Annotated in this window: 9 protein-coding genes; 6 read left to right on the plus strand and 3 right to left on the minus strand. The window is 63.0% G+C overall.

From position 1 onward, the window contains the following. Positions 1 to 82 precede the first annotated feature (82 nt). Positions 83 to 1,006 (plus strand): hydroxymethylglutaryl-CoA lyase, encoded by a 924-nt coding sequence (locus AC1D75_RS15325; RefSeq protein ID WP_495516188.1) that lies wholly within the window; start codon positions 83 to 85, stop codon positions 1,004 to 1,006. Positions 1,007 to 1,051: 45 nt separating this feature from the next. Next, the gene (locus AC1D75_RS15330; RefSeq protein ID WP_495516189.1) at positions 1,052 to 1,375 is read left to right on the plus strand and encodes a DUF4286 family protein; all 324 of its coding nucleotides are present in this window, start codon (positions 1,052 to 1,054) and stop codon (positions 1,373 to 1,375) included. A 94-nt stretch (positions 1,376 to 1,469) separates the two neighbouring features. Here the strand turns inward: AC1D75_RS15330 and AC1D75_RS15335 are convergent, their stop codons facing one another. From AC1D75_RS15335 to AC1D75_RS15345, 3 genes are all read right to left on the minus strand, one after another. After that, positions 1,470 to 3,644, minus strand: a complete 2,175-nt coding sequence (locus AC1D75_RS15335; RefSeq protein ID WP_495516190.1) for a glutamine synthetase III family protein — start codon at positions 3,642 to 3,644, stop codon at positions 1,470 to 1,472. 165 nt (positions 3,645 to 3,809) lie between these two features. Continuing rightward, entirely contained in the window at positions 3,810 to 4,349 is a 540-nt protein-coding gene (locus AC1D75_RS15340) for a GNAT family N-acetyltransferase (RefSeq protein ID WP_495516191.1), read from the minus strand. A gap of 31 nt (positions 4,350 to 4,380) precedes the next feature. Then, positions 4,381 to 4,818, minus strand: coding sequence for an NUDIX hydrolase (locus AC1D75_RS15345; protein WP_495516192.1), 438 nt, complete (start codon positions 4,816 to 4,818; stop codon positions 4,381 to 4,383). Between the two features lie 83 nt (positions 4,819 to 4,901). Between AC1D75_RS15345 and fadD8 the strand changes: the two genes are divergently transcribed. The 4 genes from fadD8 to narJ all read left to right on the plus strand — a co-directional run bounded on the left by fadD8 (position 4,902) and on the right by narJ (position 12,704). Next, positions 4,902 to 6,527 (plus strand): fatty-acid--CoA ligase FadD8, encoded by a 1,626-nt coding sequence (gene fadD8 / locus AC1D75_RS15350; RefSeq protein ID WP_495516193.1) that lies wholly within the window; start codon positions 4,902 to 4,904, stop codon positions 6,525 to 6,527. A 161-nt stretch (positions 6,528 to 6,688) separates the two neighbouring features. After that, on the plus strand, positions 6,689 to 10,399 hold the full coding sequence (locus AC1D75_RS15355) for a nitrate reductase subunit alpha (protein WP_495516194.1): 3,711 nt from the start codon (positions 6,689 to 6,691) through the stop codon (positions 10,397 to 10,399). Further along, positions 10,399 to 12,063, plus strand: coding sequence for a nitrate reductase subunit beta (gene narH, locus AC1D75_RS15360; RefSeq protein WP_495516195.1), 1,665 nt, complete (start codon positions 10,399 to 10,401; stop codon positions 12,061 to 12,063). The genes AC1D75_RS15355 and narH overlap by 1 nt, the downstream gene beginning before the upstream one ends. After that, entirely contained in the window at positions 12,060 to 12,704 is a 645-nt protein-coding gene (gene narJ, locus AC1D75_RS15365; RefSeq protein WP_495516196.1) for a nitrate reductase molybdenum cofactor assembly chaperone, read from the plus strand. The genes narH and narJ overlap by 4 nt, the downstream gene beginning before the upstream one ends. The last annotated feature ends 2 nt before the right edge of the window (positions 12,705 to 12,706 follow it).

The following is a 12,706-nucleotide window of genomic DNA, read 5'->3' on the forward strand; positions in this document are numbered from 1 at the left end:
CTTATATGAGCCAATTTCTGTCGATTTACACACCTGCAACATTCAACTTGCATACATTCCAAACCTGCGGGAAAATCTGGGCATGGGAACTGAAGTGTCGCGCGAAACGAAAGAGCCCCAGTCGGTGACGATCGTCGAGGTGTCACCCCGTGATGGGTTGCAGAACGAGGCAACGCTGTTGTCGACGGGGGCCAAGCTCGAACTCATCAACAACCTGGTCGGTGCCGGTCTGCGGCGCATCGAGGCAACCAGCTTCGTACACCCGGGGCGCGTCCCGCAGATGGCGGATGCCGAGGCGCTCGCCGCGGCCCTCCCGCGCGGGGAGGTCTCCTGGATTGGATTGGTGTTGAACGAGCGCGGCCTCGACCGGGCCATCGCTGCCGGCCTCGACGAGGTCAATATCGTTGTGGTGGCCTCCGATACGTTCAGTGCTCGCAATCAGGGCACCACCACCACAGAAGGTATTGCGCTCTGGTCGAGTCTGGCCACGCGTGCGAAAGGCGCCGGACTCAAGACGACGGTGACCATTGCGGCCGCATTCGGCTGTCCGTTCGAGGGTGAGGTCCCGGCGGCCCGGGTCGGCGAACTCATCAAGCAGTGTGTGGACGCCCAACCCGACGAGGTGGCGCTGGCCGATACGATCGGTGTCGGCGTTCCGGCGCAGGTGGTCGAACTCGCGGAGTACGCAGCGAAAGAGGCGGCAGGCCTGCCGGTTCGGTGGCACTTCCACAACACCCGCAACACCGGGTATGCCAATGCCCTCGTCGCGTTGCAGTCCGGGGCGTCGGCGCTCGATGCCAGCCTCGGCGGGATCGGTGGATGTCCCTTCGCACCCGCCGCAACCGGAAATATCGCCACCGAGGATCTTTGGTATCTCCTCGAACGCAGCGGCGTGCGAACCGGTCTCGACGTCGAGCTGCTGATGTCGGGGGCGCTGCGGCTCGGCGAGATGCTGGACACGACGGTCCCGGGTCAACTGTCCCGCGCCGGCACGTTCCCGGGCTGACACATTCAATTCACTGCAGTACATCGAGATGATCTGGGAGACACCATGGCCAAAGGTTTGTACATCGCCTTCACCCACCCCCGCGACGATGAGTCGGACGAGGAGATGAATCGGTGGTACAGCAACCATCACCTTCCCGAGATCCTGTCGCTGGAAGGGGTTCAGAGCGCAACGCGGTACCGCTCGCGGGAAGACGACCCGAAGTACCGATACATGGCGGCCTACACCCTCGAGGGCGACGACCTGGACGAGATCGTGGCGCGCATCCACGCCGATGCCCCGAACCGGACGCCCACCACCGCGACTCGTACCGATCCCGGCTCCGAGTTCCGGCTCTTCGATTTCGTGGAGCATCAGCAAAGCAAGTAGCACGCAGGCGAGCGGGCGCCACCGACAACCGAACCGCCGTACACGAGGGTGTACGGCGGCTCGGTTGGTGTCGGTAGCCGATCAGATCGGCGAATCAGAGGATGTAGAGCATCTCCTGGTAGGTCGGGAGAGGCCAGAGATCGTCGGCGACAACACTTTCGAGGGTGTCTGCCGCGAGTCGGACCGCGGCCATCGCGGGAAGCAAGGTGTCCCGTGCGTACTTGGCCTCTTCGAGGCTGCCTTCGACGTGGACACCGAGTGCTGATTTCAGGGCCGCCAAAGCTGCGGTCAGCTCTTTCATCGGCTCGGTGACCATGTTCAGCAATGTGATGTCTGGTTCGATACCGGCGGCTTTGAGGGCGCCCACGTTGGTGGCGATCTCGGTCTGGTACCGGATGGCGGCAGGCATGACCAGCGTCGAACCGATTTCCAGGGTCAGCTTGGCCTCGACTGCGATGGTCAGGATGTACTGTTCCAGGCCGATCTCGTAGCGGCTGTACATCTCGCGATCGTTGAAAACTCCGTACTTGGAGAACAATTCGATCGACGACTCCGAGATCAACTCGGGCAGTGCGTCGACGGTTGTCTTCAGGTTCGGGAGACCCCGCGACTGCGCCTCGATCGGCCAGTTGTCGGAGTAGCCGTCACCGTTGAACACGACGGCGCCGTGCTCGGTGATGATGTCGGTGAGGAGTGTCTGTACGGCAGAGTCGAATTCGACGCCTTCGGCGATGGCCGTCTCGAGCACGGTGGCGCAGTAGTCGAGTGAATCGGCCATGATCGTGTTGAGTACGACCATGGGCTCGCTGACGGTCTGCATCGATCCCGGAGCACGGAATTCGAATCGGTTACCGGTGAACGCAAACGAGCTGGTCCGGTTCCGATCGCCGGGGTCGGTGGGCAGTACCGGCAATGTGTCGACACCGATGAGCATGGTGCCCTTGCCCTTTGACGATGTTGCCGCACCCTTGGCGATCTGATCGAAGACGTCGGCCAGTTGCTCGCCGAGGAAGATCGAGACGATGGCCGGGGGAGCCTCATTGGCGCCCAGGCGGTGGTCGTTGGTTGCCGATGCCACCGACACCCGAAGCAGCCCGGCATGCAGATGCACCGCCCGGATGACGGCCGCACAGAACACGAGGAACTGTGCGTTCTCATGGGGGGTGTCGCCGGGTACCAGGAGGCTGCCGAACTTGTCGTTGCCGAACGAGAAGTTGACGTGCTTGCCCGAACCGTTCACACCGTCAAAAGGCTTCTCGTGGAAGAGGCATTCCATACCGTGCTTCTTGGCAACCGTTTTGAACGTCGTCATCAGGAGCTGCTGGTGGTCTGCCGCGATGTTGCCGCGTTCGAACATCGGCGCGATCTCGAACTGGCCGGGTGCGACCTCGTTGTGACGGGTCTTGGCGGGGATACCGAGCTTGAAGAGTTCGCGCTCGGTATCCATCATGAAGCCGAGTACTCGTTCGGGGATAGCGCCGAAGTAGTGGTCGTCGAATTCCTGCCCCTTGGGGGGTTTGGTGCCGAACAGAGTTCGCCCGGCATTGAGCAGATCGGGACGCGCCAGGAAGAAGTGGCGATCGACCAGGAAGTACTCCTGCTCCGGTCCACAGAAGGCGACGACATTGCCGGGATTGGCGTGCCCGAACAGCTTCAGCACCCGCTCCGCATGTTTACCCATGGCCTGCTGTGAGCGCAGAATCGGGGTTTTGTGGTCGAGTGCTTCACCGGTCATCGAGACGAACACGGTTGGGATGCACAGGGTGTTGCCGTTCGGATTCTCGAGCACGTAAGCCGGACTCGTGACATCCCAGCCGGTATAGCCGCGGGCTTCGAAAGTGTTGCGCAGGCCGCCGTTCGGGAAGCTGGAGGCATCTGGTTCACCCTGGATCAGGGTTTTGCCCTGGAACTCGGCGAGAGTCGAGCCGTCGCTCGATGGTTCGAGGAAGCTGTCGTGCTTTTCAGCGGTCAGCCCGGTGAGCGGATAGAAGACGTGGGCGTAGTGGGTGGCGCCCTTCTCGAGCGCCCAGTCCTTCATCGCGGACGCGACGGCGTCGGCGACGGCCGGGTCGAGTTTGCTGCCCTTTTCGATGGTGGAGATCACCGACTTGTAGACGTTCTTCGGCAGCCGCTTCATCATGACCGACTTGTTGAAGACGTTTGCGCCGAAGATGTCTCCCGGCGCCTCGGTGATATCGAAACTGACCGGAGGAGGCTGGTACGCCTCGACTGCAGTGATGGCGGCAAGCCGGATATTGTTTCCGCTCATTCGTTCATTGCCCTTCTCGCGGGTCTCACTGGTGCAATAAGCCCTGACCTGCGAACTCTACGAACGATCGGTAACGGACTCGTTTCGTCGCAGTGACGATGGAAAGCAGAGTTGACCGGGTGTTACGGATTGGTTGCGTCCGGCCCCAACCTGTCCGGTTTGTGGTCAGCGACCGGACGGCCGGTCGATGCGGAAGGCGTGGTGCTGTCCGTCGTCGATCGGATTGTCCGGTTTGAGGTAACCGGTGGCGACCTGGGTGAAGCCCGCCGACAGCAGAGCTCGCCACGACGCGGGATTGGTGACGGCCACCGGGACGATGATTGCCGTGGTCTTGGGTCGATCAACCCAGCAGATCTCCACCATTCGGCGGATCATCAGCGTTCCGTAGCCGCGTCCGGTCATCTCGGCTTCTCCGATGAAGTAGTCGATCGACATGGCGAACTCGGGCACCCTGAGCAGGGTTTCCAGTTCGGCGAGATCATCTGGATAGTCGGCAAAAAAGTACCGCTGGATCAGTCCGATGGGGAGATCTTCGTAGAGAACGATGAAGTCTTCGCACGGTTCGGTCCCGTCGATGCTCCCGCCGAAATCGCGTTCGACCGCTTCATCAGAGGTGTCGTGATTCCAGAAACGGGCGACATGGGGATTGCCCAGCCACTTTTGGATCAGAACAAGATCGTCGCGCTCGGTATGCCGAAACCGCATCCCTTCACTGTCCGCGCCGAGGTCACGGAGGTCAATTTTTCTCCGGGGATGGTTTGTCGGCGATGAGTGCGGGGAAGATGTGATCGCGTAGCAGGGGCGCGAGCTGCGGTGATGTGTCCGTGCGGTCATACCAGCGTAATTCCGCGATCTCTCCGGCAGGCTGCGGTTCACCGGTCAGCTCGGCGCAGAAGATGTGGCCGCACACCAGGGTGTCGGCTTCGTTGGCTGCCGCGGCGGTGAAGGTCCCGAGCTCGGTCAGGTCCTGCGGCGCGATCTCGATGCCGATCTCTTCGAGCACTTCGCGTACCGCTGCCTCGATCGGGCTTTCGCCGGCCTCGAGCTTGCCGCCGGGCAGCATGAAAGCGGTGGTACCGGACTTCCTGACGGTCAGCACCTGTGAAGCGCCGTTGTGGAAGCAGACGGCGGAAACGGTCAGGGTGGGTGACGTGCGTTCGGTATCCGTGCTCATGGGACAAATCATGCCGGGTGGACTCGCCGGGCACGCAACCGGAATGCTTCCACAAATCTAGAACACGTTCTAGTGTGTTCAGCATGACTGATTCTGCGGACGCGACCACCGAATTCGATCACCTACGCGGCGGCACCCACCTCGGCCACCTGATGGTGGCTGCACTCAAGCGACATCACAACGATCCGGTTCTGTTCCTGGGGGACACCACGCTGACCGGCGGTGAGATGGCTGCGCAAGTCAGTACTTACGCGCAGGCCTTCGAGTCGCTCGGTGCCGGTTCCGGTACCGCGGTCGGACTGCTCGCACTGAACCGGCCGGAGGTGCTGTTCGTCATCGGCGCCGGTCAGACACAGGGATGGCGCCGGACCGCGCTGCACCCGCTGGGCTCGCTCGATGATCACGCGTACGTTCTCGGCGACGCGCAGATCGCGACTTTGGTCATCGACCCGGTGCCGATGTTCGTCGAACGGGCGGTGGCGTTGTTGCAGCGGGTCGACAGCCTCAAGCAGGTCTTGACGCTCGGGCCGGTGCCGGCCGAACTCGCCGACGTCGCACGAGACGTGACCGCCGAGGCCCGGCGATTCGATCCACGACCGCTGGTCGCCGCGGATCTGGCACCGGACCACATCGTCTCGATCACCTATACCGGTGGTACCACCGGAAAACCGAAGGGCGTCATCGGGACTGCGTCGGCCATGGCGACGATGACCCAGATCCAGCTGGCCGAATGGGAATGGCCCGAACATCCACGCTTTCTGATGTGCACACCGTTGTCGCATGCGGGTGCGGCCTTCTTTGTGCCCACCCTGATGAAGGGTGGCTCGATGGTGGTGCTGGCCAAGTTCGATCCGGCAGAGGTGCTGCGGACGATCGAGGAGCAGAAGATCACGGCCACCATGCTGGTTCCGTCGATGCTGTATGCCCTGCTGGACCATCCGGATTCGCGCACGCGTGATCTGTCGTCGTTGCAGACGGTGTACTACGGCGCCTCGGCGATCAACCCGGTGCGGCTGGCCGAGGCCATCGAGCGGTTCGGGCCCATCTTTGCCCAGTACTACGGCCAATCCGAGGCGCCGATGGTGATCAGCTATCTGCCCAAGGACGCCCACGACGAGAAGCGACTGTCGAGCTGTGGCCGGCCCTCGGCATTCCTGCGTACCGCTCTGCTCGGTGACGACGGCAAACCGGTTCCGGTGGGGGAGCCAGGTGAGATCTGTGTTGCCGGTCCACTCCTCGCGGGCGGCTACTGGGGACTTCCGGAGGCGACCGCCGAAGCGTTCCGGGATGGCTGGCTTCGAACCGGCGATGTGGCCCGCGAGGACGAGGACGGATTCTGGTTCATCGTCGATCGCACCAAGGACATGATCGTCACCGGCGGCTTCAACGTCTTCCCCAGGGAAGTCGAAGACGTTGTGGCCGAGCATCCTTCGGTTGCTCAGGTCGGTGTGATCGGCGTTCCCGACGAGAAGTGGGGTGAGGCCGTGACCGCGATCGTGGTGCTGCGCAGCGATGCGTTGACCGACGACGTCTCGATCACGGCGATGATCTCGGAGATCCAGGATGCGGTGAAAGACCGGAAGGGTGCGGTGCAATCGCCGAAACGCGTTATCGTCGCGCAGTCACTGCCGCTGACCGCACTGGGGAAACCGGATAAGAAGGCGTTGCGCAAGGAGTACTGGAGTGAGAGCGAGCGGGCCGTCGGCTGAGCGTTTGTCACTCTTGGGGCGTTTGTCACTCTTGGGGCGTTTGTCACTGTTGGGCCGGTAGCGGCGGGTTCGAATCGGACAGTATCGGGTAGTTCGATTCGAACTTTTTCTTCTCTTCCATAAACACTCTTGCGGACCATGAACTTTCGTACCATGTTTCCATGGCCCGGTCTTCTGACGTTCAGGGTGCGGCTGCCCAAGCCCTCCTCGACTTCGGCAAGTTCTTCACGCGGTGGGACGAGACCGACGATGCGCGTGCGGTTTTTCGGGAGGGTGGACGTGCCGGCGACGTCTTCTATCGCGACCGGTGGAGTCACGACAAAATCGTCCGTTCCACCCACGGCGTCAACTGCACCGGCTCGTGCTCGTGGAAGGTCTACGTCAAAGACAGCATCATCAGCTGGGAGACACAGGAGACCGACTATCCGTCGGTGGGACCGGACAGTCCGGAGTATGAGCCACGCGGTTGTCCCCGCGGTGCCGCGTTCTCGTGGTACACGTATTCGCCTACGCGAGTTCGTCATCCGTATGCCCGCGGTGTACTCGTCGAAATGTTCAGGGAAGCCAAGTCCCGCCTGGGCGACCCGGTGCTCGCCTGGGCCGACGTCGTCGGCGACCCGTTACGCCGCAGGTCATATCAGCGTGCGCGGGGCAAGGGGGGCCTGGTTCGGGTGTCCTGGGACGAGGCCATCGAGATCGCTGCCGCAGCGCACGTCCACACCATCAAGACCTACGGACCGGATCGCTGTGCCGGATTCTCACCGATTCCGGCGATGTCGATCGTTTCGCACTGTGTCGGGACCCGATTCGTCCAGCTGATCGGCGGTGTGATGACGTCGTTCTACGACTGGTACGCCGACCTGCCGGTGGCCAGTCCGCAGGTCTTCGGGGATCAGACCGACGTCCCGGAGTCGGGCGACTGGTGGGACGCCACATATCTGATGATGTGGGGCTCCAACGTGCCCGTGACCCGCACCCCCGACGCCCACTGGATGGCCGAGGTCCGCTATCGCGGCACAAAAGTGGTCACGGTCAGTCCCGACTACGCCGACAACTCCAAGTTCGCCGACGAATGGCTGCCCGCACAGGCCGGGACCGACGGCGCGCTGGCGATGGCGATGGGGCACGTCATTCTCACCGAGTTCTTCGTCCGGCGTTCGGTGCCCTTCTTCATCGACTATGTCCGGACTTACAGCGACCTACCTTTCTTGATCCATATCGACGAACACGACGGTGGGTTCGTGCCCGGAAAGTTCTTGACCGCAGACGAATTGGGCGGTTCGCACGGCGATCTCGTCGAGAACAGCGTCTGGAAGACGGTGGTCCTGGACGAGGCCACGGGTGAGCCGGTGGTTCCCAACGGGTCCATCGGATTTCGCCACGGGCAGGCCGGCGAGGGGCGGTGGAACCTCGATCTCGGAACAGTCGATCCCGCGTTGAGTTTGCATGGTCGTGCCGACAGCGACAACGTCGAGATCATGATGCCGGCGTTCGATGCCCCCGACGGCTCGGGCTCGGTCCTGCGGCGCGGTGTTCCGGCGATCCGGGTGAACGGACATCTTGTCACCACGGTCTTCGACCTGATGCTCGCCCAATACGGAGTGGGCCGGGGCGGTCTGCCGGGGCAGTGGGCGAGCGGATACGACGATGTCAGTACTCCGTACACGCCCGCGTGGCAGGCCGAGATCACCGGCGTGCCCGCGGAGGCGGCCATCCGGGTGGCCCGTGAGTTCGCCACCAACTCGGTCGAGTCCGGCGGTCGGTCGATGATCATCATGGGAGCGGGTATTTGCCAGTGGTTCCACGGCGACGCAACCTACCGCGCGATCCTCTCGATGTTGATCCTCACCGGATGTATGGGTCGAAACGGGGGTGGCTGGGCCCACTACGTTGGCCAGGAGAAGTGCCGACCCCTCACCGGTTGGATCTCCTTGGCCAACGCGCTCGACTGGTCGCGGCCGCCGCGCACGATGGCCGGAACGTCCTACTGGTACATGCACACCGATCAATGGCGCAACGACGGGTACTCGACGACGTCGCTGGCGTCACCGTTGTCCCGGGGCACGCTCACACACGAACACACCGCGGACGCGATCGCGCAGTCGGCACGTCTGGGCTGGATGCCGTTCTATCCGCAGTTCGATCGCAGTCCCCTCGACATCGCAGACGAAGCCGACGCCGCGGTCGAGGACGGCGTGGACAAGAGTGTCGCCGATCATGTGGCCCGCCGACTCTCCAACGGCGAGCTGACGTCAGCGATCACCGATATCGATGCTCCGCAGAACTGGCCCCGGACGCTCGTGCTGTGGCGGTCGAACCTGATGGGATCGTCGGCGAAAGGCAATGAGTACTTCCTGCGGCACCTGCTTGGCACCCATCACAACGTGATGGGCGCCGAAGACCCCGCGACACCTCGGCCCCGGGATGTGTTGTGGCACAGCCAAGCGCCTGAAGGCAAGCTTGATCTGCTTCTGTCCGCAGACTTTCGGATGACGTCGACGACCCTGCTCTCGGACGTGGTGTTACCGGCCGCCACCTGGTACGAGAAACACGACCTGTCCGCGACCGACATGCACCCGTTTGTGCACGCCTTCTCGCCTGCCATCGATCCGCCGTGGGAGGCCAAATCAGACTTCGATCTGTTCCACCTTCTCGCCCAGAGGTTTTCGGATCTGGCCAAGACTCACCTGGGGGTGCGGCGAGATCTGGTCAGCGTGCCGATGCAACACGACACACCGGGGGAGATCGCCGCGCCCCACGGACGGGTGGATGACTGGCAGGAGGCCGGCATCCGGGGGGTGCCCGGACGAAACATGCCCACGTTCACCGTCGTCGAACGCGACTACACCGCGATCGCCGACAAATTGGCCACGGTGGGCCCCTTGGTCGAGCGCCTGGGATTCACCGTCAAGAACATCACCTACGACCTCGCGGAGCAGAGCAACCGGCTAGCCATCTCTCACGGCGTCATGGCGGGCGGGGCCGCAGCAGGGCGTCCGGCCATCGACACCGACGTCAAACTTGCCGACGCGATCCTGACCTTTTCCGGCACCACAAACGGTTCCGTGGCCGTCGACGGATTCCGGAAGCTGCAACGACGGGTGGGCAGGCGGCTCGACGATCTTGCCCTCGGGTCGGAGGAGAGGCGCATCACCTTTGCCGACACCCAGAAGGGACCGGTCGCGGTACTGACGTCCCCGGAGTGGTCCGGATCGGAGACCGGTGGCAGGCGCTACGCCCCGTTCACGCAGAACATCGAACGGCTCAAGCCATTTCACACACTCACCGGCCGCATGCACTTCTACCTCGACCACGACTGGATGATCGACATCGGTGAGTCGTTGCCGATCTACCGGCCCCCGCTGGACATGCACCGGTTGTTCGGCGAACCTCGGCTGGGACCGGACGGTGCCCAGCAGATCACCGTCCGATACCTGACACCCCACTCGAAGTGGTCGATCCATTCCGAGTACCAGGACAACCTGCTCATGCTGTCGTTGTCCCGTGGCGGTCCGACCGCATGGATCAGCCCGCAGGACGCGGCAGCCATCGAGGTGGCCGACAACGACTGGATCGAATGCGTCAACGCCAACGGGGTGATGGTGTGCCGTGCGATCGTCAGCCACCGGATGCCGGTGGGGGTGGCCTTTGTCCACCACGCACAGGACCGCACGATCGACGTGCCGAAATCGGAGGCCACCGGGAGGCGCGGCGGCATGCACAACTCGGCAACCCGGCTGCTGGTCAAACCCACACATCTGATCGGCGGATACGCCCAATTGTCCTACGCCTTCAACTATCTGGGGCCGGCAGGCAATCAACGCGACATGGTGGCAACCATTCGCAAACGCAGTCAGGAGGTGAAGTACTGATGCGTGTGATGGCCCAGGTGGGCATGGTCATGAATCTCGACAAGTGCATCGGGTGCCATACGTGTTCGGTGACGTGCAAGCAGGCTTGGACAAACCGTGCCGGCACCGAATATGTGTGGTTCAACAATGTGGAAACCCGTCCGGGACAGGGGTATCCGCGCCGTTACGAAGACCAGGAGAAATGGCGGGGTGGTTGGCATCTGAACTCCAGGGGCAAACTGCGATTGCGCACCGGCGGTCGACTGCAGAAACTGTTCACGCTGTTCGCCAGTCCGGTCCAGCCGACCATCGCCGACTACTACGAGCCCTGGACCTACGACTACCAGACCCTGATCGACGCGCCGCTCGGCGACGACTTCCCGGTTGCCCGACCCAAATCGTTGCTGACCGGTGAGAACACCAACATCAAGTGGTCGGCCAACTGGGATGACAACCTCGGCGGCGCAACAGAATACGGCGATCAGGACCCGATCGTGGCCAAACTTCGACGGGACTGCGAGGATGCGGTCAAGTTCAGTTTCGAACAGACCTTCATGTTCTACCTGCCCAGGATCTGCGAGCACTGTCTGAACCCGTCGTGCATGGCGTCCTGTCCGTCCGGCGCCATCTACAAGCGCAGTGAAGACGGGATCGTGCTCGTCGACCAGGACCGATGCCGGGGATGGCGGCAGTGCATCACGGGGTGTCCGTACAAGAAGATCTATTTCAATCACAAGTCGGGCAAAGCCGAGAAGTGCACATTGTGCTACCCGCGGATCGAGGTCGGTCAGCCGACGGTGTGCTCGGAGACGTGTGTCGGTCGGTTGCGATATCTCGGGATCTTTCTCTACGACGCCGATGCGGTGACAGAGGCTGCGTCCACACCCGACGATCAAGATCTCTACGAGGCCCAACTCGATCTGCTCCTCGACCCCCACGATCCCGCGGTCGCGGCGGCCGCGCGCGCCGACGGCATCCCGGACGACTGGCTCGACGCCGCGCGCCGTTCTCCGATCTACGCGCTGGCCAAGAAGTTTCGGGTGGCACTGCCACTGCATCCGGAATACCGCACCATGCCGATGGTCTGGTACGTACCGCCACTGTCACCGATCGTCGACCTGTTGGCCGAGCAGGGGCACGACGCCGAGAACCGGGGCACCCTGTTCGGTGCCATCGACGCACTGCGAATTCCGGTGGAGTACCTCGCCGAATTGTTCACCGCCGGTGACACCGACCTCATCGACTCGGTACTCAAACGCCTCGCCGCGATGCGCGCTTACATGCGGGATATCACCCTTGGACGTGAACCCGATGCCGGCATCCCGGCATCGGTGGGAATGTCCGAAGAGGAGGTCTACGAGATGTATCGCCTCATGGCCATCGCCAAATACGAAGACCGCTACGTGATTCCGACGGCGCACCTCGAACAGGCCGAGAAGCTGGAGGAGACGGCATGCTCGCTGGACCACGACGGCGGCCCGGGGATGTTCGAATCGTCCGCGTTCGGTGAAGCCAGTGGTCGCGCGGTGCCGGTGTCGGTGGAGACGTTCCACGCGCTCAAGCAGCGTCAGACCAGCGACACCGCAGCCGGTGCGAGCAGCATGGCGGATCGCGTGAACCTGTTGAACTGGGACGGAAACGGCACTCCCGCAGGCCTGTTCCCCGATCGGACAAAGGCGCCATGAGGTGGCCGGGGGATCGCCGCGCCGACCATCGGGTGGTCCACCAGGTGGCATCGCTGTGTCTGTCCTACCCCGATGCCGCATTGTTCTCGAAGATCGGGTTGGTCAGGGCGGCACTGAATGAGATCGAGTGCCAGGCCACCACCGGGCCGCTGCGACGCTTCGTCGACCATCTCGTGGCAACTGATGAGGTCGCGCTGGGCCGCGAGTACGCCGAGGTCTTCGACCTGTCGAGCAAACGTACGCTGTACCTCTCGTATTGGACCGACGGCGACACCCGCCGACGTGGCGCGGCGCTCGGCGAGTTCAAACAGCTCTATCGAGACAGCGGATTCCTCGTGGATCTGGGCGGCGAATTGCCCGACCACCTACCCATCGTGCTCGAGTTCTGTGCGCGCGCCGATCCAGTGGTCGGTCTCGGGGTGCTCACCAGATATCGGGTCGCGATCGAATTGATCCGGTTCGGGTTGCTCGACCGCGGCACGCCGTACGCCGACGTGCTCGAGTCGGTGTGCGCAACCCTGCCAGGTGCGTCACCCGCCGACAGAGCGGCGGCCCTGGCGATGCGTCCTCCGATACCGGTGGAGACCGTCGGCCTCGAGCCGTTCGATCCGCGGCTGCTGCCCATCGCCGGGACGAGGTGAGG

The organism is Williamsia sp. Y712 (genome assembly GCF_059445525.1).